This is a genomic window from Planococcus dechangensis (assembly GCF_042654465.1).
Lineage (GTDB): Bacteria > Bacillota > Bacilli > Bacillales_A > Planococcaceae > Planococcus > Planococcus dechangensis.
Map to the genome: position 1 here is coordinate 1,261,069 of NZ_JBHSGL010000005.1, position 22,600 is coordinate 1,283,668.

Consider the following 22,600-nt stretch of genomic DNA (forward strand, 5'->3'; position numbering starts at 1 on the left):
CTCCTGGTCCCTGATTTTAGACTTCTACGCCCATGCTTTTAGCTTTTTCGATAACTTCTTCGATGCGGCCGACTAAACGGAATGCATCTTCCGGAAGATGATCGTATTTGCCTGCAAGGATTGCCTGGAAGCCTTTGATCGTTTCCTGAACTGGCACATAAGAACCTTTTTGGCCTGTGAACTGTTCAGCAACGTGGAAGTTTTGAGACAAGAAGTTTTGGATACGGCGAGCGCGGTTAACGGTCAACTTATCCTCATCACTCAATTCATCCATACCAAGGATCGCAATGATATCCTGAAGCTCTCTGTAGCGCTGCAAAGTTTCTTGAACCTGGCGGGAAACACCGTAATGCTCTTCGCCAACGATTTCAGGAGACAATGCGCGAGATGTAGAAGCAAGTGGATCTACCGCTGGATAGATACCCATCTCAGAAAGTTTACGCTCAAGGTTAGTCGTTGCATCAAGGTGGGCAAACGTTGTTGCAGGAGCCGGATCCGTATAGTCATCGGCTGGAACGTAAATCGCTTGGATAGACGTTACAGAACCTGCGCTAGTTGTCGTGATACGCTCTTGCAATTGACCCATTTCCGTTGCAAGTGTCGGCTGGTAACCTACCGCTGATGGCATACGGCCAAGAAGGGCGGATACTTCAGAACCTGCTTGCGTGAAGCGGAAAATGTTATCGATGAACAAAAGAACGTCTGCGCCTTGGTCATCACGGAAGTATTCTGCCATCGTCAAACCAGTCAAAGCAACACGCATACGTGCGCCTGGTGGCTCGTTCATTTGTCCGAAGACCATTGCAGTTTTCTTGATAACGCCGGACTCGCTCATTTCGTGGAACAAGTCGTTCCCTTCGCGAGTACGTTCACCAACACCTGCGAATACGGATAGACCACCGTGTTCTTGCGCGATGTTGTTGATCAATTCCTGGATCAAAACAGTTTTACCTACACCGGCACCACCGAAGAGGCCGATTTTACCACCTTTGATGTAAGGGGCAAGCAAGTCAACAACTTTGATACCAGTTTCAAGGATTTCAACTTCTGTGGAAAGGTGCTCGAATGTAGGAGCAGAACGGTGAATCGGGTCGCGACGACCTGATTCCGGAATTTCCTCGCCCAAGTCGATTACTTCACCAAGTACGTTAAATACGCGTCCTAGTGTAGCTTCTCCGACAGGAACAGAAATTGCTCTGCCCAAATCGGTTACTTCTGAACCGCGCTGCAATCCGTCAGTGGATTCCATTGCGATGGTACGAACTGTATCGTCGCCGAGGTGCAAAGCAACTTCAAGAGTCAAAGTCGTTTGCGCTTGGTTGGGACGATTAATATTAACAGTTAGGGCGTTGTAGATCGCTGGAAGTTGTCCATTGGAAAACTTTACGTCTACAACCGGACCCATAACCTGAAGAACGTGTCCTGTGTTCATGCTGTTCCCTCCTGTCTTACATTTATTGAACTTATTAAAAGCTCGAGCGGCTTTATCGGCCGCTTTCGCTTTCGCTTTTCTTTGTGTCTAGTCTCCGACGGCCAGGCCCTCGAGGTCACAAGCCATTTTGCTTGTCGGGCCTAAACGGCCGTCTTCGCTTTTCTTACTCTAAAGCCGCGGCTCCGCCGACGATTTCTGTGATTTCCTGAGTGATCGCAGCTTGGCGTGCACGGTTGTAGACAAGCGTCAGATCGCCGATCAATTCTGATGCGTTGTCTGTTGCGCTCTTCATTGCTGTCATGGAAGCAGCATGCTCACTTGCTTTGCCGTCCAGCAGTGCACCAAAAATCAAGCTTTCCGCGTATTGTGGAAGAAGAACTTCCAGAATCGCTTCTGCTGATGGGTCGAACTCGTACGAAGCAGTCGATCCTGTTGCCTGAATATCAGTCAACGGCAGCACTTTCTTTTCGGTTACTTCCTGGGCGATGGCAGAAACATAATGGTTATAGTACATATAAACTTCGTCATACGTACCTTCTGCGAACATACCAACAGCTTTGCGCGTTATTTCCTTGATATCCGCAAACGTCGGATGATCCGGAAGCCCGATCGAGCTTTCGATGATGTTAAAGCCTTTCTTCGCAAAGAAGTCACGGCCTTTCCGTCCGACGCTAAGGATGACAAACTCGTCATTTGACGTATGGCGCGCGTTGATTCTGCTCATGACAGTACGCAAAATATTACTGTTATAGCCACCAACGAGACCACGGTCAGATGTAATAACCAAATATGCCGTTTTCTTAACAGGACGTGCCACCATCATAGGATTGCTCACGTCGTTAGAACCCGCTGCGATTGAAGCGACAACATCCTGAATCTTCTCCATATAAGGAACAAAAGCTTTCGCATTCACTTCCGCTTTGTTCAGTTTAGAAGCCGAAACCATCTGCATCGCTTTGGTAATCTGGCTAGTTTTCTTAGTTGACGTAATACGTGTTTTTATATCGCGTAAAGATGCCACTGGTATTTCACCACCTTGTTATTTTTTCTTCCGATCCTTCCAGGAGCTTATTCTGATTTTGCGAACGTATGCTTGAATTCGTTGATTGCAGTACCGAATTCATCATCAGATGGCAATCCTTGAGTTGTGCGGATGGTCTCCAAAACATTCGTGTGGTTCGTATCCAGCCAGCTAGTCAATTCAGCTTCGAAACGTGTGATGTCTTGAACAGGAATATCATCAAGGAATCCACGAGTCAATGCATAGAAGATAACTACTTGTTTTTCAACTTTGATTGGGTTGTTCAAGTCCTGCTTGAGAACTTCAACTGTGCGTTTTCCGCGCTCGAGTTTCGCAGCTGTTGCTGGGTCGAGGTCAGAACCGAACTGGGAGAAGGACTCCAATTCGCGGTAAGCCGCTAGGTCAAGACGCAGCGTACCCGCAACTTTCTTCATCGCTTTGATCTGAGCTGAACCACCTACACGGGATACAGATAGACCAGCGTTGATTGCCGGACGTACACCGGCGAAGAATAGATCTGATTGCAGGAAGATCTGGCCATCCGTAATCGAGATCACGTTTGTCGGGATATATGCAGAGATATCGCCTGCTTGCGTTTCAACGAACGGCAAAGCAGTGATCGATCCTGCACCAAGTGTTTCGTTCAACTTCGCTGCGCGCTCAAGAAGGCGTGAGTGAAGATAGAAAACGTCACCTGGGTAAGCTTCACGGCCCGGAGGACGACGAAGCAAGAGTGAAAGTTCACGGTAAGCAGATGCTTGTTTTGTGAGATCATCATAGACGATCAAGACGTGCTTGCCATCGAACATAAAGTCTTCAGCCATTGTGATACCTGCATACGGAGCCAAGTATAGAAGTGGAGCTGGCTGTGAAGCAGATGCCGTTACGACAATTGTGTAATCAAGCGCGCCGTTTTTGCGGAACGTCTCAACTACGTTACGTACAGTCGACTCTTTTTGGCCGATTGCTACGTAAATACAGATCATGTCTTGGTCACCTTGGTTCAAGATCGTATCGATTGCGACAGATGTTTTACCAGTCTGACGGTCACCGATGATCAATTCGCGCTGTCCGCGGCCGATCGGCACAAGTGCATCGATCGCTTTGATACCAGTTTGAAGCGGTTCATGGACCGATTTACGAGCCATTACGCCTTGTGCTGGGCTTTCAATTGGACGGGATTTAGTCGTGTTAATCGGTCCAAGACCATCAACAGGCTGTCCCAGTGGATTTACTACGCGCCCGATAAGTTCTTCTCCTACCGGTACTTCCATAATACGGCCAGTTCGACGTACTTCATCGCCTTCTTTGATGTCTGCGAATGGCCCAAGGATGATGATACCAACGTTGTTGGCTTCCAAGTTTTGTGCCATACCCATTGCACCAGTGGAGAATTCTACGAGTTCTCCAGCCATGATGTTGTCGAGGCCATGAGCGCGAGCGATACCGTCACCAATCGTGATGACTGTACCGACTTCGTCAACTTTCATCTCTGATTGATAGTTTTCAATCTGTTGCTTAATCAGATTGCTGATTTCTTCAGCTTTGATGCTCATGTATGTCACCCTCTCATAATTTCATAAATTAGCCGATCAATTGACGCTGCAGGCGAGCAAGTTTCGTGCTGACGCTGCTGTCATAGATGCGGTTGCCGATTTGAAGGCGCAATCCACCGATCAACGATGGGTCGATTACGTTTTCAATCCGTAAAGAATTCTTGCCGATGCTTTTCGCGAATACAGTGGAAATAGAGGCTGCCTCTTCTTCTGTCAATGGACGAGTCGAGTAGACTTTCGCATCTTCAATTCCCTGCTCTACGTTAGAAAGCTGTATATATGCCTGTGTCAGTTCGCTGACTTCGTTCATGCGTCTGCGCTCTGCCATCAATTGAAGTGTGTTGATTACGTAAGGGTTTGCCCCTTGGAACACTTCATTGATCAGGTTGGTGCGTTTTTCAGATGAAAGTTTCGGGGAAACAATCAATTGGTAAAGTTCAGGAGTCATTTCGAAAACCTTGCGGACTTCGCGAAGATCCTGCTCAACTTCCAAGCTTAAGTTATGTTCTTTCGCGACTTGGAATAAGGCCGATGCGTAGCGCTCAGCGACTTGGCTCATTGCACTTCGCCTGCCTTCGCAATCGTTTCGTTAATCAACTGACGGTTGTCTTCCTCAGAAATTTCTTTCTCCAACACTTTCGTAGCTGCTAGCAAGGACAATGCGACAACTTCTTCACGCACTGCTGCGATCGCTTTTTCACGCTCATTGGCAATCTCTGCCACTGTTTGTTCTTTCATGCGTGCCGACTCAGCACGAGCTGTAGTAACGATTTCCTCACGAGAAACTTCGCCTTGTTTCTTGGCATTTTCAACGATTTCCTGCGCTTGGTTACGGGCATCCTTCAAAAGGGCGCGTTGCTCATCAAGCATTTGCTGTGATTCCTGACGGCTTTTTTCAGCAGTTTCGATTTCACTTGCGATCAAATCTTCACGCTGCTGCATAATGCCCATCAATGGACCCCAAGCAAATTTTTTCAACAAAGCCATCAACAGCAAGAAGATGACCAAAGTTGCGATGATGTCTCCAATATTTAAAAACTCCCCGGTTGCACCGAGTACGAGGTGATCAAAAAACACGATTGTTTCACTCCCTTCAAGAGCCTAAAATACTTTTTCTACTATTAATATATATTTCTTAAAATCATGTTAGATGTGCTGTCGAATTCCAAAATGCATCATACAAGCATAAATGGCGAAAAACATGCCGAAGCATTCCCGCCATTTAGCTTTTTGTATAAAGTGCTGAAGACTACTGGTTCATAACGATGAACGCGATAACTACAGCGATGATCGGCACGGCCTCAACTAGTGCTACACCGATGAACATTGTTGTTTGAAGAACGCCGCGAGCTTCTGGCTGGCGAGCGATACCTTCAACTGTTTTTGAAACGATAAGTCCGTTACCAATACCTGCACCTAGTGCTGCCAAACCTACTGCGATTGCTGCTGCTAATAAACCTAATGAACCTGTCATTGTAATGTGTCCTCCTCAGGATAGTTGTTTTTTTGTTTGCTCAAAGAGCAGTTTATACTCAATGGTCTTCGCTGACTTTATGCGATAGATAAACCATCGTTAACATAACGAAAATGAACGCTTGGATAGTCCCGATAAAGATCGAGAAGCCTTGCCATGCCATCATCGGCAAGATTGCACTCGCAAATCCTAAGATACTTGCTCCGGCGAGACCTGCCAATAAACTCAACAAAATCTCCCCAGCGTAAACATTACCGTAAAGACGCAGACCGAGTGTCAGCGTATTTGCGAATTCTTCAATGATTTTGAGCGGGAAAAGGAATGGCATCGGTTTCAAGAAATCCGCACTATATCCTTTCAAGCCCTTCAGTTTAAGCCCGTAGTAATGGCTTAAAATGATGATCATTGCAGCCAAGGACATTGTAACAGTCGGATCGGCTGTTGGAGATTTCCACCATACGTCGCCATTGACAATTACAGAAAATGGTAGTCCAAGCATGTTCGAAACGAAAATGAACATGATCAGCGTAATTCCAAGCACATGGAACCGTCCGCCATCTTTCCAATCCATGTTGCTTTTAATGATTCCTTTTACGAAGTCCATAATCCACTCCATGAAGTTCTGCATGCCAGTCGGCTTCAGCTTCATGTTTCGGGTAGAGACGAACGCGATAAGGAAAACGATAAGAGCGGCTACAAGCAGCATCATAACGTTCGACAAGTTGAACCATATCCCGAACAGTTGATACATAGGAGCGCCATGATCCACGATAATTTCACCTCTCTTTCAGCTTTCTTTAATGGTGTTTCATGTGATGAACGATCCGCTCCACCAAAAGGAGACCATAGGGGATCATCAACCCGATTACCGTACTGATCAAGTGAATGTGCTCAGCGAACAAAATGGCCATCGCCACAGCCGCAACACCTGATGCAAACCGTAATGCCGTTCCAAGAGAACGAACCCTCGAGCCTTCTGTTACCGCCCGGTCAAATTTTTCCATCCGTCGAACCAAGATCCACATATTGTAAATGCCGAACAGAGACCCGATGATAAGGCCAGCGAACACTTCCGGATACGGAGTAAACCCCCACCCGATCACGAACGCTGCGAGGATGAAATACATCAGCCTCTTCAGTCTATTATAGATCTCTCTAAGTCCATCCATTTTCTACATGTCTCCTGAATCGAATTTTCGCACGGTCTGAAGCATCGCCCACACACCGGCACTAAGGCCGACCAGCAAGCAAATGATCAAAAAAAGCGGGGCGGTTCCGAATTGCTCATCAAGCCACATTCCTGCAAAGACTCCGATAAGCACGGATCCGACAAGTTGTGAGAGGATGGCAGAATAAATCGCCATCGCTTGTAAGGGACTTTTTTTCGGGTGCATGATAAACCCCTCGAAATTCATAATGATTTGACATTAAACTCTTAAACAGAGCAGTCGCATCAGGCTTTCAAAAGCACATCCATTATGTATGAAAACCTTCTCATGCAGACCCTTTGTAAGCATACAATAGGGGTAAAATCATGTCAATTGCATGTAGTGAAAAACTTCACAAGCCATTTTACACCGACATACGATTGACAAATTTATAACAATAAAAGCGAGAGCGCCTGTTCAGCTCCGACAGGCGTAAGACGAACCGGCAATGCGGCGCCCTTTGCCGCAATGCTGGGACGACTTATGACCCGAGGAGCTAGGCGCTCGAGCTAGACAAAGAAAAGCGAAGGCAGCCGTTTAGACTCGACAAGCACAAGACGATTTGCTGGCGCGGCGCCTTTTGCCGCATAAGCAAAGTGGCTTGTAACCTCGAGGGTCTGGCTGCTGACGCTAGACATCAAGAAAAGCGGAAGCGGCTGTACAAAAACACTCCCCCGCTCCCTCATCCCCCCTACAACTCGCCGAAATATTTATGCAAAGCTTTAACAATGCGCTGTGAAGCTTTGCCGTCGCCGTATGGGTTCGACGCTTTGGACATCGCTTCATATGCCTCAGGATCCGTCAGCAGTTCTTTTCCGAGACGATAAATCGTTTCCTCGTCAGTTCCGGCAAGTTTTAATGTGCCGGCGTCGATGCCTTCCGGACGCTCTGTCGTATCCCGCAGCACCAAGACCGGTTTTCCAAGAGACGGAGCTTCTTCTTGCACGCCTCCTGAATCGGTCAGAATGAAATAGGATTGCGCCGCAAAGTTATGGAAATCCAGCACTTCGAGTGGTTCGATTAAATGAATGCGTGGGTCGCGGCCAAGAACTTCATCCGCCACTTCCCGAACAGCCGGGTTCATGTGGACTGGGTAGACCACTTGAATATCGTCATGTTCTTCGATCAAGCGCTTGATTGCCCGGAACATATTGCGCATCGGCTCTCCCAAGTTTTCACGGCGGTGTGCCGTCAACAATATCATCCGGTCGCTGCCGATATGATCGAGCACTGGATGATGGTAGTTTTCTCGCACCGTCGTTTGCAAGGCATCGATTGCCGTGTTTCCTGTAATATAAATCGTTTCTTCTTTTTTATTCTCATTGCGCAAGTTTTGTGCAGACTTTTCAGTCGGCGCAAAATGGATATCTGCCATGACTCCTGTCAATTGGCGGTTCATCTCTTCCGGGAATGGAGAATATTTATTGTGGGTACGTAGGCCGGCTTCAACATGGCCAATGGCAATTTGGTTATACAAAGCAGCTAAGCTTGCGGCGAATGTCGTGGTCGTGTCTCCATGAACCAATACGATATCCGGTTTCGCTTCTTTCATCACTTCGTCTAGCCCTTGCATAGCCCGGACGGTCACATCACTTAAAGTTTGGCGTTCTTTCATGATGTTCAAGTCAAAATCAGGCGTGATGCCGAATGTTTCCAGCACTTGGTCGAGCATTTGGCGATGCTGGGCCGTTACTGTAACGAGCGGTTCGATCGTCTCAGGATGCTTTTGTAATTCCAAAACAAGAGGCGCCATTTTAATCGCTTCTGGGCGTGTACCGAAAATCGTCATCACTTTCCATTTTTTCGTCACTACTGATCAACCCGCTTTCTTATTTTGTTCCGAACAAGCGATCTCCAGCATCGCCAAGGCCTGGCACGATATATCCTTTTTCGTTCAACTTCTCATCGAGCGCTGCGATATAGATATCCACATCCGGATGTGCTTTTTGCAAAGCTTCGACGCCTTCAGGTGCTGCGATGATGCACATGAATTTGATTTTAGTCGCTCCACGCTTTTTCAGCGAGTTGACAGCTTCGATTGCCGAGCCGCCTGTCGCAAGCATCGGGTCGACGACGATCAATTCGCGTTCGGATACATCGGAAGGCATTTTAAAGTAATACTCCACTGGCTGCAAAGTTTCCGGATCGCGATACAAACCGATATGTCCCACTTTTGCTGCTGGAATCAATTTCAAGACGCCATCGACCATTCCGATGCCTGCACGCAAGATCGGCACGATGCCGAGCTTTTTCCCTGCAAGGACATTTGATTTGGCGAGTTGGACCGGCGTTTCCACTTCGATTTCCTGAAGCGGCAGTTCACGTGTAATTTCGAATGCCATCAAGGTTGAAATCTCGTCGACCAATTCACGGAATTCTTTTGTCCCAGTTGATTTGTCGCGGATGTACGTCAGTTTATGCTGAATCAGCGGATGATCAAAAACGAATACTTTTCCCACAGTATATCTCTCCTTTATTCATACATTTTCCTAAACAGTATAACAGAAAATCAATGCAGCGAGAGCCCACCTCGTGCATTGGCATTATTCAGTCATCTTTTTCGGGCAAAATAAAAAACCGAAGCTCGAGGCTCCGGTTAAAGTAAATGTGCTTCATCGATCGGCATCGGACGGTGGAACAAAAAGCCTTGGGCGACGGTACAGCCCATTTCAAGCAATTGGGTACGATCCAATTCAGTTTCAACGCCTTCGGCTACGGCACGCAGCCCTAAATTATCCGCCAGTTGAATAATGGTCTGGATGACTGCACGCGTCCCCCGCTCATCGATATTGGAAATGAACGAACGGTCAATCTTGATTTCTTCGACAGGCAGCTTCTGCAAGTAGCTTAGCGACGAATAGCCGGTGCCAAAATCATCAATGGAAGTTGCAAATCCATACTTTTTCAACTGCGCAAAAACCGTCCCGGCTGTATCGATATCCACAACGCCGATGCGTTCGGTGATTTCTAGCTGAATCCATTTCGGGTCGATACCGCAACTGGTTGTTTCATCGACAAGATATGGCACGAACGAATGGTGGAAAAAATGGTCTGCTGAAATATTGATCGCCACTTGGCGCAATGTCATTCCCTGATCTTGCCGTTTTTTCAGCCAAGACAGAACTTGTTCGATAACATGTTGTTCGAGCTGGCGGATCTTGCCGTTCTTCTCGGCAGCCGGGATGAAAATGGCGGGTGATATATCGCCAAGGTCCGGTGATTTCCAACGGGCAAGCGCTTCAAAGCCAAGTATTTCACGGCTTTCAAGCGCCACTTTCGGCTGCAAGTAGACACTGATTTCCTTGCGCTTGAGCGCTATGGTGAGCGCGTTGGCAACGCGAAGATCGCGCATCATGACTTCATCTTGCTCATTCTCGAAATAGCAGATCGCTTCCCCGACGCGCTCTTTCGCTTTCGATAAAGCACTATCGGCACAACGGATCAATTCTTCTGCGTTTTGCTGAGCCGGAGTGACGATGGCGACACCGACTTTAATCGCCAAAAACAAATCCATCTCGTTGATCGTCACCGGCTCGCGCAGACTACTCAAAATATGTTCCAAGTATTCAGGTGCATCCGTTAAGGGAATCGCACTGAATATGGCCAGTCTGGAATCAGAGTAACGGGCGACTAGTTTTTCACCAGTGCCTCCTGCCAGCACGAGACGGCGCCCAAGCTCACGGCTCAACTCGTTTCCTGCCCGATGGCCGTATTGATCGCTGATTTTCAGAAATTCATCTGCCGATAGAAAAGCGACAAACCCTTCCTTGCCTTCTTTCAACAACTCATTGAGTTCTGTACGGAAATAATGGCGGTTCGGCAAGCCTGATTCTTCATCAATATAGGCTAGCCGTAAAATCTCTTCTTGCTGATGGGAAAACTTGATTGCTAAGGCAGCAATTGATGCGATTTCTTCCATAAATGATAAATCATTGTCCCTTGGCGTATACGCAGTTGGAAAATAAATGCCAAACGTTCCGATTGCTTCGTCTTTTCCATTAAATATCGGTATTGACCAAATCGCTTTTATATTAAAGCGGCTTAGCACTTCTTGCTGCTCGATTCCAAAGTGATTTTTGGGAACATCTTCGATAATGGCCGGCCTCTTTTCGAGAAAAGCGGATCCGCATGGGCTATAGTCCGTGTCTACTGGCATGCTGCGCATGACTTTAATAAATTCTTCCGGCATCGACTTGGCCGCAGCTACCTGGAACCGCTGAGCTTCATCTACCAACAACACTGTACAGCTTGCGCCATCGAGGAAAAACGATTCTGCTGTTCCGCAAATATTTTGCAGCAGCTCTCCCAGCATATTGCCTTTTTCAATGCCTCTATACGTTTCTTTTTGGAGCTCGATTAAGATTTCAGCCCGTTTCCTATCGCTTATGTCCCGTTGGAGCATCAAGGTATAGCGCAAAGATTTCTCAGGAAACAGCAGCGGCTGAACGGTGATTTCATTCCAGAACGGCGTACCGTCTTTTCGGTAATTGACAATTTCAAAGACACCCGCCTGATTGGTGGCGGTCGATTCACGGATTTGTTTGCCGGTGTCCTGATCTGTCTTGGACCCATGGAGAAATTTGCCGTTTTTTCCTATAACATCTTCTTCGATATAGCCGGTCATTTCAAAAAATGCATCGTTCGCATAGGCAATCGGGTGGTCGGGAACTTCTGGATTCACTACGACAAAACTCGTATGAAATTCGATTCCCAAACGGCGCAGCCAATCTATAATCACTTTTCGGTCTTCTTGGATTTCATATTGCATACGCGACCCTCCCGATTTTCCTGTTATGTATAGGGAAAAAAAGCCGCCAAACAAGGGCGGCTTTATTCACTTCTGTATTCTTATGAAGCAAAGCTTATTTATACAAAGGTAAACTGGCTGTTAACTTCGCCGTACGCTCTGCCGCTTCCTTCTTCACTGCCTCATCTTCTGGATTTTTCAAGAGAAGCGCCATGATCGAAGCGATTTCTTTCATTTCCTGTTCTTTAAAGCCGCGTGATGTGACCGCTGCCGTTCCTAGACGGATGCCTGAAGTGACAAACGGGCTTTCCGGATCGAATGGAATCGTGTTTTTGTTTGTGGTGATACCGACTTCGTCTAATACATGCTCTGCCACTTTGCCCGTCAAGTTGAGCGAGCGAAGATCGAGCAACAGTAGGTGGTTATCGGTACCGCCAGAAACGATGTCGACTCCTTCTGCCGTCAAGCTGTCTGCCAAGACGTTTGCATTTTTCACGACTTGGTCGATGTATTCCTTGAATTCCGGCTGTTGCGCTTCGCCGAATGCAACTGCTTTTGCAGCGATTACGTGCATCAGTGGGCCGCCTTGAATTCCCGGGAAGATGATTTTGTCGATTTTCTTGGCAAATTCTTCTTTGCAAAGAATCAAGCCGCCGCGTGGGCCGCGCAATGTTTTATGGGTAGTGGAAGTGACAAAATGGGCATGAGGCACCGGATTCGGGTGCGCGCCCGTGGCGACAAGTCCTGCAATATGTGCCATGTCGACCATTAACAACGCGCCGACTTCATCTGCAATTTCACGGAATTTCGCAAAATCCAATGTGCGTGAGTATGCACTCGCACCGGCAACGATCATTTTTGGCTTGTGCTCAAGAGCTGCTTGCCGCACCGCTTCGTAGTCAAGCAGTTGCGTGTCTTTGTCGACACCGTACTCAACGAAGTTATACTGCATGCCGCTGAAATTGACTTTGCTGCCATGAGTCAAGTGGCCCCCGTGGTTAAGGTTCATACCAAGAACTGTATCACCTTGTTCGAGCATCGCTGTATAGACAGCCATGTTTGCCTGCGAACCGGAGTGAGGCTGAACATTTGCATGCTCTGCGCCGAAAATTTCTTTCAAACGGTCGCGCGCAATATTTTCCACGACATCCACAAATTCACATCCGCCGTAATAGCGTTTGCCCGGGTAGCCTTCTGCATATTTATTGGTCAACACCGAACCTTGTGCATCCATAACTGCTTGGGATACGAAGTTTTCCGATGCGATCAACTCAATATTCGCTTCTTGACGTTCTTTCTCCGCGTTCATTGCTTCATATACTGCCTGATCCTGCGCCTTAATCAATTCCATCTGTCTTTCCCTCCCGTGATTGAAGTACCTTACGATCATAGCTGGCCCGTACTCCGCCAATCAATTTTGGCCTTGTCGTGGCACATGAGACGATCGCTTCCCCTACTAGTTTAACAGAAGTTCGCACCGGAACGGCGACTCTTTTTAAATGCATGCCGATCATCGTCTGCCCAATATCCACTCCGGCGTGGGCAGCAATTTCTTCAACAACAACCGGGTCACTCATATTCATAAAGGCGTAAGCACTCATTGAACCCCCTGCTTTTGCAACCGGAACGACTGATACTGGCTCAAGGCCGTATTTCTCTGCAGCAGCGCGCTCAATCGTCAGAGCACGGTTAATGTGTTCGCAGCCTTGAAACGCCAAAAACATTCCGTGGCGCTCCGCAAAAACCCTTAGCGGCTCGTACAAACTTTCGGCAATATCCAAGCCGCCGCCCGTCCCGATTCGCTGTCCCGCTATTTCAGAAGTCGAGCAGCCCACCACAAACAATTGCCCTGCTTTGAATGCAATCTGCTGCTCCAATTCGTTCAGAATTTCTTCAAGCTGCAGCTGCCATAAGGTTTGCATGCTTACCCCTCCTTATTTTTCGAGTTCGGTAATTTTATTCACACGATTTTCGTGGCGCCCGCCTTCAAACTCGGTCGTCAGCCATGTTTGGGCGATTTCCCTCGCTAGTCCAGGTCCAATGACGCGCTCACCCATTGCTAAAATATTCGAATCGTTATGTTCGCGGGTCGCGCGTGCGCTGAATACGTCGTGAACCAATGCACAACGGATGCCTTTTACTTTGTTCGCCGAAATCGACATGCCGATTCCCGTTCCGCAAATCAAGATGCCTTTATCGAATTCACCGTTCGCCACGCCTTCTGCTACAGGCTTTGCATAATCGGGGTAGTCGACAGAATCGTCCGTCTGTGGCCCGAAATCTTTGTACTCTATGCCCAATTCATTCAATAAATTGACGATTTCTTTACGTAAATTATTGCCGCCGTGGTCTGATGAAATTGCTATCTTCATGAATAACCCTCTTTTCATTGTCTTATTGCGGCTAAACGCTTCATAAATCAAATCCACCGCTTTTATTTAATTCTAACATTTTCGGACAGTTACATGTTACTTCCTCTTGCGTATATTCCGCAACTGGAATTTGCTCTTTTCCAAAACCAGATTTATCCGCATCATTTCAGATAAAAAGCCGGCCTGTAGCTTATCTGTTTGTGCAAGGGCCGACCAATCTTTACTAGGTCGTGCCCATTTGCTGGAATAACTTATCGATCAACTGCTCGAGCTCATCGAATGTTCTCCGGTAGTCATTCAAAGAACCTCCGAATGGGTCGCTAATATCACCAGCAGAGCCGTCCGCAAATTCTTTGACCGTATGCAATTTGGTCGCCATTTCCGGGTAATATTGCATGAGCATCATTTTATGGGAGTGGGTCATCGTCAAAATGAGCTCGGCCCATTCCAGATCAAGCGGATTCAGCGGCTTTGAAGTATGTTCGAATCCAATGGCCTGTTCGTCAAGAACTTTCCGCGCATTCACAGAGAGCGGGGATTCCCCAGCGAAAATTCCTGCCGAGCGCGCTTCTATCCCCTCGATTTTGCGTGCGTGTACAATCGCTTCTGCCATCGGACTGCGGCACGTATTGCCCGTGCAGACAAATAAAATCTTCATCCAATCCCCCCCTTTTCAACTATTCGCTATCCGCATCTTTTCCGCTTTCTTGCTATGCAGACTGATGCGCTTCTGACTCTTATTATAACGCATCTGGGACAGTTGATGCAGTGATAGGGATTATGCGGTCATGCATCGACCCTGTTGGAGATTCCGCGCTGGAATTGGCGTTCGGAAGTGTGTGGTTTTTCTGCGAGCATGGCATATGTTTCCGCCGCCTTGCTTGGGGAATCACTTCCTTTGAACCGAATGGAAAAAAATGAGTTAGAGTGTGTATGCGACAGTGTGACACTTTCTATTTGGGCATCACGTTCGGTTCCGCCGCCTTGCTTTGGGATGGCCTTTCACAATGAGCCAAGAAAACCACTTGTCTCATTGCTACGGCTCACCCTTGACGCTAGGCGGCTTGTCATTTTCTTTGATGCTAGTTTGTTTATATGGAGCTTTCTTTGTCGATGGCATTCGCTGTTTGGGGAATCGCTTCCCTAGATTTGAATGGAGATGCAACGAGTTAGAAATAGAATGAGGTAATATTTCGTCTCAGTTTGAGCATCACGTTCGGTTTCGCCGCCTTGCTTTGGGTTGGCCTCTTGCAGTAAGCCAGGAAGATCAACTGTCTTACTGCTTCGGCTCACCCGTGAGCGCTAGGCGGCTTTTAGATTTCATTGATTTGTATGAGAGAAGTTTTTGTGCGCTTCTATAGTTTGCTTCCACTGTTCAGGGAATCGCTTCCCCGGCGGCTGTCTTGGAAAGAAATTCTACTGTTCTCGTTCAGTGGTGGTTGAAAACTTCTTATGCCTATCCATTTATCGAGAAGAAGTGTGCGGCACGGACCTTCCCAACAGAGAAATCTTCCAGTACGTACTGATTTGAGAGCTTGTAGAAACCTACCAACTCCACGAAACCTAGAGACGGAGCGGAAATGGCTGACTCCTGGGGGACCGCGCGGCACATTTGCCGGGCACCCGCCCCCCCGGAAAGCAGCCATTGGAGCGCAGTCTTATAGCACAAGCTAGCTAACCACGAAAAGCCTATGACATCTTTCTCAGCTTTTCATTTACGCATGTTGCACGACGTCCTGTCGCATCAGCTGCATGATCTCCATCCTGCACGCCCCAAGCAGCCATTGGAGCGCAGTCTCATAGCACAAGCTATTTATACGTAAAAAGTCTGCACCTTGTTTTCTTAATTATTAACTTAGTAAATTTCAAAAAACTATTCAACGCGCACATAAAACTGCACAAAAAAATGCCGCCGGGAAATTTTCTCGGCGGCATTTTTTCATTCGATTAGGTTAGCTAAACCATTTATGATCTGCTGCTTTTTCCAAGCGGTTCATGAGCGCAGCGTTTTCACCTTCTGGTAGCACACACGCCAAAATCAAGTCAGCATCGGTTTGATCGCATTTTCGTAAACTGTCGTATAACTTATCCACAGATAGCGGGAAAAGATAATCCGCCGCTGCAAAGTCCTCGCGGCTCAATACCGCAATTTTTTTCGATTTACCATGAATATGGTCAATCGCTTTTTCAATCAATTTGCTATTATGCTCAATCAAATAAAGAGGTGCTGACGGTGCGTAGTGGGCATACTTCATTCCCGGTGATTTCGGGGTATTGCCTTGCGTTTCCGAAGACAAGCGCACCGTTCCAATCACTTGTTCCAACTGTTCTTTCGTCACTTGTCCAGGACGCAAAATGACCGGGGGCGAGCTTGTTGTATCCAGCACGGTCGATTCAATTCCAACCTTGGTCGGACCGCCATCCAAAATGAATGGAATCTTCCCGTTCATATCGAATAGCACATGCTCCGCCAAGGTCGGGCTCGGTTTGCCGCTTTTATTGGCGCTAGGCGCAGCAATCGGTTGCTTTAATCGTTTCAATAAACTCAGAGCCACTGGATGATCCGGCACGCGAATACCGACAGTTGACAACCCTGCAGTCACATTCGTCGCAAAAGTGTCCGGTTTGGCGTGCATGATCAAGGTCAAAGCTCCCGGCCAAAACGCATCCATGCATTGCAAGGCTTTGTCAGAAACTTCTTCGACAAACTCCAAGGCGGTTTCTTTGGAATCCACGTGGACGATCAATGGATTATCGGTCGGGCGGCCTTTTGCTTCGAAAATCTTAGCGACAGCGTCTGCATTCATCGCATCAGCCCCTAGGCCATATACGGTTTCTGTTGGAAAAGCGACCACTTGCCCTTCGCGAATATAATCCACAGCCTGTGAATAACTTCCTTCGTTATTCACATCTCCATCCACAAGAACTGTTTTAGTTTCCACCTAAACATCTCCAGTACAATAAGGGTTTGATAGAGATATCCACATTTTGTGGATATCTCAAGGGAAATTCAACTGAATTGTGCACAAGTTAATCTAAAATGCAAAATACCATACGGTCGTGTTTGTTGATATCTTTTTGGCAATATACGCGGGCTTCAGGCAATGCCTGTTGGAACATCTCGGTCACTGCTGCACCTTGGCTGCTGCCGATTTCAAGGCCGATGATGCCAGGACGGTTGATCAACGCCGGCACTTGCTGTGCTAATTGTTCGTAAGCTGCAAGTCCATCGCTGTCTGCAAACAATGCTTCGTGCGGTTCAAAATCGCGTACCGTATCCGCTAAGCCAGCTGCTTCGTGGTAGGCAATATAAGGAGGATTCGATAGAATGATGTCCCATTTTCTCCCCAATAACGGCGCTGCGAGATCACCTTTTGTAAAGTGGACATCCGCATCCAATGCTTCTGCATTACGCTCTGCTACAAATAGGGCTTCTTCAGAAATATCCGTCGCCATTACTTCCACTTCCGGCAACTCACATTTCAAGGTAATTGCGATAATGCCGCTTCCTGTCCCGATATCAGCTGCTTGAACTTCATCCAGTCCGAACATTTCACGCTTGAGCTTCAAAGTTTGTTCGATCAATTCCTCTGTTTCCGGACGCGGAATCAATACGGATGGAGAGACGCTGAACGTCCGGCCGTAAAACTGTTCAGAGCCCGTCAAATGCTGGACTGGTACTCCTTGGATCAATTCTTCAACGTTTTCCCAAAAAGCTTCATATTGGCGGCCATCGATTTTATCGCGCATCGAAGCCATCAGCCCGGAATAATCAAGGCCAAGTTGATGCTGAAGCAAGATGCGTGCCGGCGTTTCTTCGCGCCCATGTTGTTTCAGATAAGTCGCAGCGTTTTCCAACGCTTCATATATATATTCCACTTGGACCACCGTTTCAACTTTGTTCATTATTTAAGCTCTCCATCCTCGTTGATTGTTCGTCGATCACCAGGGCGTCAATAATTTCATCCATCTTGCCTTGCAAAATCTGATCAAGCTTTTGGATAGTCAGACCAATACGATGGTCTGTCACTCGGTTTTGAGGGAAATTATACGTGCGGATCCGCTCTGAGCGGTCGCCTGTTCCAACAGCAGATTTGCGGACCGAATCATATTCCGCTTGTGCTTCTTGCTGGAATTTTTCATAAACGCGTGCGCGCAGTACTTTCATGGCACTCGCTTTGTTTTTGATTTGGGACTTCTCGTCTTGGCATGTCACGACTGTATTGGTCGGCAAATGCGTCAAACGGACAGCCGACATCGTCGTGTTGACGGATTGTCCACCAGCACCGGATGAAGCGTACGTATCGACACGGATATCGTTATCATGGATGTTCACTTCAACTTCTTCGACTTCTGGTAAGCAAGCGACTGTCGCAGTCGAAGTATGGATGCGGCCGCCGGATTCAGTTTCCGGGACGCGCTGGACACGGTGTGCGCCGTTTTCGTATTTCAGTTTCGAATAGGCGCCTTTTCCTGTCACCATAAAGACGATTTCTTTAAAACCGCCGATTTCTGTCGGATTGGAGTCCATAATCTGCACTTTCCAGCCGTTCGCTTCTGCAAAGCGCGAATACATTTTGAACAAGTCGCCTGCAAAAAGCGCTGCTTCGTCGCCGCCTGCAGCACCGCGAATTTCCATGATGACGTTTTTGTCATCGTTCGGGTCTTTCGGAATAAGCAAAATATGAAGACGTTCCTCAAGCACTTTCGAACGCCCTTCTAACTCTGATACTTCCTCTTTGACCATCTCACGCATATCGGCATCCATTTTCTCATCGAACATCGCTTTAGCTTCTGCAAGCTGGGTTTGGACGTCTTTGTATTCACGGTAAACTTCAACGGTTTCCTGCAAATCGGATTGTTCTTTCGAATAGTCGCGCAGCTTGTTTGTGTCGCTGACGATATCCGGGTCGCTCAACATTTCGTTGAGGCGGTCGTACCGGTCTTCGACGGATTGTAAACGGTCAAACATTGCTTTCACCTCTAGTTTCTTCTATATAAAGTTGATAATTCTATGCATAAGATTTCATTGTTCACGATATTCCGCGAAATAGCTGGCTTTCCGGGGGGCTTGCACTGAACTAATTCGGGCTATGCGCCCGAATGGATTTCAGTACTTGGCTGCTCCCCCAGGAGTCTACGCTATTTCACTCCATATCTATACTCAATAAATCCATCAAACGTTTAAGTCCATTAACTTCTCAAGGTTTGTCATTTATTTATACGGAATGCTTCTTTAAACCAATTAATGCTTTCTAAAATTCATTTATTCCGTAACGGTAACGCCGGCTGGCACTTCATGGTGGTGACGGCAGCGCGGCTCGTATGCTTCTGAAGCACCGACTAAAATGAATGGATCGTCAGAACCGGCGGGTTTACCGTCAATCAGGCGTTGCGTGCGGCTTGCGGGCGACCCGCACACAGTGCAAACTGCCTGCAATTTCGTTACTTGTTCTGCGATCGAAAGCAATAATGGCATCGGACCAAACGGCTGGCCCCTGAAATCTTGGTCAAGCCCTGCGACAATGACGCGGAATCCATGATCGGCCAGCTTTTGTACATGATCGACAATATCCATATCAAAAAATTGTGCTTCATCGATTGCAATGATATCAAACTCATCGGTAATATATTCTTTCATCTCGCCGGAATGCCCGATCGGCAAAGCGATGACCGTCGTTCCGTTATGGGAAACGACCGCTTCTTCACTGTAGCGATTGTCGATTTTCGGTTTAAAGACCGCAATTTTCTGTTTGGCGAATTGCGCGCGGCGGACGCGGCGAATCAATTCCTCTGATTTTCCCGAGAACATGCTGCCGCAGATTAACTCGACCCATCCGGTCTGTTTCATGACGTACATAGTGGAGACCCCTTTCAAACATTTGCTGTTAATATCATACCAAAAATGGTGAGTATGCCTATCATTTTTCTGCTATGTAATTGATTTTTTCTGTTCTTTGACGAAAAAAAATACCCATCCGGCGTTTTCGCGACGGACGGGTATAATCGTGACTTAGTTGTTGATTTCTTCTTTGAGGCCGTATTTTTTGTTGAAACGGTCTACGCGGCCATCTGCAGCTGCGAATTTCTGGCGGCCAGTATAGAATGGATGACATTCGTTGCAAAGCTCAACGTTGATGTTTTCCTTTACTGAACCCGTTTGGAATGAGTTGCCGCATGAGCAAGTCACTGTTGCTGTTGTGTAATTTGGGTGAATACCTGTTTTCATAATGTTTTCTCCTCCCGCCCTGAACCATCTGGAACAGAGTTTAATCTATTTTGACTATTGCCTTACACGGCTCTTTAGGCCGTATATGCAATAGCGCTGTTTTATTTCACTCCTGTAATCATAGCAAGAATAAATCATTTTTGCAAGTGATTAAATCGTTTTTCGTGGTGTACGACTTGATTTCGAATCGCTGGCCAATTGGCTGAAAAACTCTTCGTTGTTCTTCGATCGGTTAAGCTTTTTCATGAAACGCTCCGTAAAGTCCGGAGAGTCCGAGAATGTCTTTCTGATAGCCCATAGTTTATCAAGTTGTGCCGGGTCCATCAACAATTCTTCCTTCCGGGTGCCGGAACGGCGAATATCAAGGGCAGGGAAAATCCGGCGTTCGGCTAGGTTGCGGTCGAGATGCAGCTCCATATTGCCTGTTCCCTTGAATTCCTCGTAAATGACTTCATCCATGCGCGATCCTGTATCAACAAGTGTCGTCGCTAGAATCGTCAAACTGCCGCCTTCTTCGATATTGCGGGCTGCACCGAAAAAGCGTTTCGGGCGATGGAAAGCGGCTGGGTCGATGCCGCCTGACAAGGTGCGTCCGCTTGGCGGAATAACCAAATTATATGCACGCGCCAACCGGGTAATCGAATCCATCAAAATCACGACGTCACGCTTATGCTCGACTAAACGCATCGCGCGCTCAAGAACAAGTTCCGCTACTTTGACGTGGTTTTCTGGTACTTCATCAAAAGTGGAAGAAACGACATCGGCATCAACAGAACGTTCAATATCGGTTACTTCTTCCGGACGCTCGTCGATCAGCAGCACAATCAATTCCGCTTCCGGATGATTTGCGGTGATGGCATTGGCTATTTCTTTCAACAGCATCGTTTTCCCTGCTTTTGGCGGTGCGACAATCAATCCACGCTGGCCGAAACCGACCGGTGAAATAAGGTCCATGATGCGAGTGGATTTATGTTCCGGACTGGTTTCAAGTCGGATATGGCGGTCGGGATAAAGCGGCGTCAGCCCTGGGAAATGGACGCGTTCTTTCGCCACTTCCGGGTCTTCGCCGTTGACTGCCTCGACTTGAAGCAAACCGAAATAACGCTCGTTTTCTTTCGGCGGACGGACTTTTCCGGATACTTTATCGCCATTGCGCAAATCAAAGCGGCGGATTTGTGAAGCCGAAATGTAAATGTCCTGTGAACTCGGGGAATAGTTGATTGGACGCAAGAAGCCGAAGCCTTCTGACTGGATTATCTCCAAGACTCCTTCCATAAAGAAGAAACCTTCCTGTTCCGCACGGGTTTTCAAAATGGCGAAAATCAGTTCTCTTTTCGTCAATTTGCTGTAATTGTTCAGTTTGTATTCTTTTGCCAGGTTATAGAGCTCTTTGAGCGTCATATTTTCCAATGCCGAAATTGTCATTGTTGCCATCTAGTTGGACACCACTCTTATCATTAGTTTCAAAGTTTCCTAAGGGGACATGCTTCTGGTTCTGGAGTCAGTAAAGAAGGAGCCCGGCATAAAAGCCGGACTCATTTTTGGAGTATGGTATCAATCTTTCATGACAAGGTCCGGCTTTTTCTTGAGGCTGTGACGCCCTTCAACAAACCGAACCGTGCCGGATTTCGCGCGCATGACAAGTGTATGGCTTTCTGCAAATGAACCTTTTAGCTGAACACCGCGGAGAAGTTCCCCGTCGGTAATTCCCGTCGCCGCAAATATCGCGTCGTCGCCTTTGACAAGATCGTCCATCATCAAAACCTTGTCGACTTCAAGTCCCATATCGATGCAACGCTGTCTTTCTGCATCGTCTTGCGGCTTCAATTTCCCTTGGATTTCGCCGCCGAGGCATTTCAATCCGACTGCCGCGATGACCCCTTCCGGAGCTCCGCCAGTACCGAATAGAATATCGACGCCTGTTTGGTCGAACGCCGTGTTGATTGCGCCGGCAATGTCGCCGTCGTTGATCAATTTGATGCGCGCACCCGCTTCACGAATTTCTTTGATGACCTGCGCATGGCGCGGGCGATCAAGAATCGTTGCGACAACATCTTCAATGTCTTTGTTTTTCGCTTTGGCTACCGCCCGCAAATTATCAATAACCGGTGCATCGATATCAATTTTGCCGACCGACTCAGGGCCGACCGCAATTTTATCCATATACATATCCGGAGCATTCAATAAATTACCGCGGTCTGCAATCGCCAAGACGGCGATCGCATTCCAGCCGCCAGCAGCGACGATGTTCGTGCCTTCTACCGGATCAACGGCTACGTCCACTTCAGGACCGTCTCCTGAGCCCAGTTCTTCACCGATATAAAGCATTGGCGCTTCGTCCATTTCGCCTTCACCGATAACTACGACTCCTTGCATCGGGATCGTATCAAATACTTTCCGCATCGCTTCCGTCGCAGCATCATCTGCTTCATTTTTCAAACCGCGGCCCATCCATTTTGAGGATGCAATTGCTGCCGCTTCTGTAATTCGCACTAATTCCATCGAAAGACTTCGTTCCATATTGTCCGTTCCTCCGTTCCTCTTTGTAACTGCTTTCTCTT

Annotated in this window: 23 protein-coding genes; all 23 read right to left on the reverse strand. The window is 47.5% G+C overall.

Going from position 1 to position 22,600, the window contains the following annotated elements; genetic code table 11:
• Positions 1-16: 16 nt before the first annotated feature.
• The 23 genes from atpD to glpX all read right to left on the reverse strand — a co-directional run bounded on the left by atpD (position 17) and on the right by glpX (position 22,559).
• Positions 17-1,432, reverse strand: coding sequence for a F0F1 ATP synthase subunit beta (atpD, locus tag ACFO5U_RS09395; protein WP_377278684.1), 1,416 nt, complete (start codon positions 1,430-1,432; stop codon positions 17-19).
• A 163-nt stretch (positions 1,433-1,595) separates the two neighbouring features.
• A complete protein-coding gene (gene atpG, locus ACFO5U_RS09400; protein WP_377278686.1) occupies positions 1,596-2,453 on the reverse strand; it encodes an ATP synthase F1 subunit gamma in 858 nt (285 codons plus the stop codon).
• Between the two features lie 47 nt (positions 2,454-2,500).
• A complete protein-coding gene (gene atpA, locus ACFO5U_RS09405; protein ID WP_377278688.1) occupies positions 2,501-4,009 on the reverse strand; it encodes a F0F1 ATP synthase subunit alpha in 1,509 nt (502 codons plus the stop codon).
• A gap of 28 nt (positions 4,010-4,037) precedes the next feature.
• The gene (locus tag ACFO5U_RS09410) at positions 4,038-4,568 is read right to left on the reverse strand and encodes a F0F1 ATP synthase subunit delta (protein WP_377278689.1); all 531 of its coding nucleotides are present in this window, start codon (positions 4,566-4,568) and stop codon (positions 4,038-4,040) included.
• Positions 4,565-5,086, reverse strand: coding sequence for a F0F1 ATP synthase subunit B (gene atpF / locus ACFO5U_RS09415; protein ID WP_377278691.1), 522 nt, complete (start codon positions 5,084-5,086; stop codon positions 4,565-4,567). Before atpF ends, ACFO5U_RS09410 begins: the two co-directional genes overlap by 4 nt.
• 172 nt (positions 5,087-5,258) lie before the next feature.
• The gene (gene atpE / locus ACFO5U_RS09420) at positions 5,259-5,483 is read right to left on the reverse strand and encodes a F0F1 ATP synthase subunit C (protein WP_215108662.1); all 225 of its coding nucleotides are present in this window, start codon (positions 5,481-5,483) and stop codon (positions 5,259-5,261) included.
• A 58-nt stretch (positions 5,484-5,541) separates the two neighbouring features.
• Positions 5,542-6,252: a F0F1 ATP synthase subunit A gene (atpB, locus tag ACFO5U_RS09425; RefSeq protein ID WP_377278693.1), complete on the reverse strand. Its 711-nt coding sequence runs from the start codon at positions 6,250-6,252 to the stop codon at positions 5,542-5,544.
• A gap of 28 nt (positions 6,253-6,280) precedes the next feature.
• Positions 6,281-6,652, reverse strand: coding sequence for an ATP synthase subunit I (locus ACFO5U_RS09430; RefSeq protein WP_377278694.1), 372 nt, complete (start codon positions 6,650-6,652; stop codon positions 6,281-6,283).
• 3 nt (positions 6,653-6,655) lie between these two features.
• Positions 6,656-6,877, reverse strand: a complete 222-nt coding sequence (locus ACFO5U_RS09435) for an AtpZ/AtpI family protein (protein WP_215108668.1) — start codon at positions 6,875-6,877, stop codon at positions 6,656-6,658.
• A 505-nt stretch (positions 6,878-7,382) separates the two neighbouring features.
• Positions 7,383-8,501 carry a non-hydrolyzing UDP-N-acetylglucosamine 2-epimerase gene (gene wecB / locus ACFO5U_RS09440; RefSeq protein ID WP_377278696.1) on the reverse strand — a complete coding sequence of 373 codons (1,119 nt, stop codon included), beginning with the start codon at positions 8,499-8,501 and terminating at the stop codon, positions 7,383-7,385.
• A gap of 19 nt (positions 8,502-8,520) precedes the next feature.
• On the reverse strand, positions 8,521-9,150 hold the full coding sequence (gene upp / locus ACFO5U_RS09445) for a uracil phosphoribosyltransferase (RefSeq protein WP_377278698.1): 630 nt from the start codon (positions 9,148-9,150) through the stop codon (positions 8,521-8,523).
• A gap of 137 nt (positions 9,151-9,287) precedes the next feature.
• A complete protein-coding gene (locus ACFO5U_RS09450; RefSeq protein WP_377278700.1) occupies positions 9,288-11,459 on the reverse strand; it encodes an EAL domain-containing protein in 2,172 nt (723 codons plus the stop codon).
• Between the two features lie 94 nt (positions 11,460-11,553).
• Positions 11,554-12,789, reverse strand: coding sequence for a serine hydroxymethyltransferase (glyA, locus tag ACFO5U_RS09455; RefSeq protein ID WP_377278702.1), 1,236 nt, complete (start codon positions 12,787-12,789; stop codon positions 11,554-11,556).
• On the reverse strand, positions 12,776-13,360 hold the full coding sequence (locus ACFO5U_RS09460) for a TIGR01440 family protein (RefSeq protein ID WP_377278704.1): 585 nt from the start codon (positions 13,358-13,360) through the stop codon (positions 12,776-12,778). The genes glyA and ACFO5U_RS09460 overlap by 14 nt, the downstream gene beginning before the upstream one ends.
• A 12-nt stretch (positions 13,361-13,372) precedes the next feature.
• Positions 13,373-13,810, reverse strand: a complete 438-nt coding sequence (rpiB, locus tag ACFO5U_RS09465) for a ribose 5-phosphate isomerase B (protein ID WP_377278706.1) — start codon at positions 13,808-13,810, stop codon at positions 13,373-13,375.
• 223 nt (positions 13,811-14,033) lie between these two features.
• Complete coding sequence (locus ACFO5U_RS09470; protein WP_377278707.1) at positions 14,034-14,468, reverse strand: low molecular weight protein arginine phosphatase; 435 nt, start codon at positions 14,466-14,468, stop codon at positions 14,034-14,036.
• A gap of 1,294 nt (positions 14,469-15,762) precedes the next feature.
• Positions 15,763-16,752, reverse strand: a complete 990-nt coding sequence (locus ACFO5U_RS09475) for an L-threonylcarbamoyladenylate synthase (RefSeq protein ID WP_377278709.1) — start codon at positions 16,750-16,752, stop codon at positions 15,763-15,765.
• An 88-nt stretch (positions 16,753-16,840) separates the two neighbouring features.
• Positions 16,841-17,716 (reverse strand): peptide chain release factor N(5)-glutamine methyltransferase, encoded by an 876-nt coding sequence (prmC, locus tag ACFO5U_RS09480; protein ID WP_377278711.1) that lies wholly within the window; start codon positions 17,714-17,716, stop codon positions 16,841-16,843.
• Positions 17,703-18,782, reverse strand: a complete 1,080-nt coding sequence (gene prfA, locus ACFO5U_RS09485; protein ID WP_377278713.1) for a peptide chain release factor 1 — start codon at positions 18,780-18,782, stop codon at positions 17,703-17,705. The genes prmC and prfA overlap by 14 nt, the downstream gene beginning before the upstream one ends.
• A gap of 294 nt (positions 18,783-19,076) precedes the next feature.
• Complete coding sequence (locus tag ACFO5U_RS09490; RefSeq protein ID WP_377278714.1) at positions 19,077-19,670, reverse strand: thymidine kinase; 594 nt, start codon at positions 19,668-19,670, stop codon at positions 19,077-19,079.
• Between the two features lie 153 nt (positions 19,671-19,823).
• A complete protein-coding gene (gene rpmE / locus ACFO5U_RS09495; RefSeq protein WP_377278715.1) occupies positions 19,824-20,039 on the reverse strand; it encodes a 50S ribosomal protein L31 in 216 nt (71 codons plus the stop codon).
• Positions 20,040-20,189: 150 nt separating this feature from the next.
• Positions 20,190-21,473: a transcription termination factor Rho gene (gene rho / locus ACFO5U_RS09500; RefSeq protein ID WP_377278716.1), complete on the reverse strand. Its 1,284-nt coding sequence runs from the start codon at positions 21,471-21,473 to the stop codon at positions 20,190-20,192.
• Positions 21,474-21,593: 120 nt separating this feature from the next.
• Entirely contained in the window at positions 21,594-22,559 is a 966-nt protein-coding gene (glpX, locus tag ACFO5U_RS09505) for a class II fructose-bisphosphatase (protein ID WP_377278717.1), read from the reverse strand.
• Positions 22,560-22,600 lie beyond the last annotated feature (41 nt).

Excerpts from the sequence above, each read along its gene's own strand:
- ACFO5U_RS09450 (WP_377278700.1), bottom strand. The coding sequence starts at position 11,459 with ATGCAATATGAAATCCAAGAAGACCGAAAAGTGATTATAGATTGGCTG.
- rho (WP_377278716.1), bottom strand. The coding sequence starts at position 21,473 with ATGGCAACAATGACAATTTCGGCATTGGAAAATATGACGCTCAAAGAG.
- prmC (WP_377278711.1), bottom strand. The coding sequence starts at position 17,716 with ATGAACAAAGTTGAAACGGTGGTCCAAGTGGAATATATATATGAAGCG.
- rpiB (WP_377278706.1), bottom strand. The coding sequence starts at position 13,810 with ATGAAGATAGCAATTTCATCAGACCACGGCGGCAATAATTTACGTAAA.
- glpX (WP_377278717.1), bottom strand. The coding sequence starts at position 22,559 with ATGGAACGAAGTCTTTCGATGGAATTAGTGCGAATTACAGAAGCGGCA.
- ACFO5U_RS09410 (WP_377278689.1), bottom strand. The coding sequence starts at position 4,568 with ATGAGCCAAGTCGCTGAGCGCTACGCATCGGCCTTATTCCAAGTCGCG.
- glyA (WP_377278702.1), bottom strand. The coding sequence starts at position 12,789 with ATGGAATTGATTAAGGCGCAGGATCAGGCAGTATATGAAGCAATGAAC.
- atpE (WP_215108662.1), bottom strand. The coding sequence starts at position 5,483 with ATGACAGGTTCATTAGGTTTATTAGCAGCAGCAATCGCAGTAGGTTTG.
- ACFO5U_RS09460 (WP_377278704.1), bottom strand. The coding sequence starts at position 13,360 with ATGCAAACCTTATGGCAGCTGCAGCTTGAAGAAATTCTGAACGAATTG.
- ACFO5U_RS09490 (WP_377278714.1), bottom strand. The coding sequence starts at position 19,670 with ATGTACGTCATGAAACAGACCGGATGGGTCGAGTTAATCTGCGGCAGC.
- ACFO5U_RS09435 (WP_215108668.1), bottom strand. The coding sequence starts at position 6,877 with ATGCACCCGAAAAAAAGTCCCTTACAAGCGATGGCGATTTATTCTGCC.
- atpA (WP_377278688.1), bottom strand. The coding sequence starts at position 4,009 with ATGAGCATCAAAGCTGAAGAAATCAGCAATCTGATTAAGCAACAGATT.
- rpmE (WP_377278715.1), bottom strand. The coding sequence starts at position 20,039 with ATGAAAACAGGTATTCACCCAAATTACACAACAGCAACAGTGACTTGC.
- atpD (WP_377278684.1), bottom strand. The coding sequence starts at position 1,432 with ATGAACACAGGACACGTTCTTCAGGTTATGGGTCCGGTTGTAGACGTA.
- prfA (WP_377278713.1), bottom strand. The coding sequence starts at position 18,782 with ATGTTTGACCGTTTACAATCCGTCGAAGACCGGTACGACCGCCTCAAC.
- ACFO5U_RS09470 (WP_377278707.1), bottom strand. The coding sequence starts at position 14,468 with ATGAAGATTTTATTTGTCTGCACGGGCAATACGTGCCGCAGTCCGATG.
- ACFO5U_RS09430 (WP_377278694.1), bottom strand. The coding sequence starts at position 6,652 with ATGGATGGACTTAGAGAGATCTATAATAGACTGAAGAGGCTGATGTAT.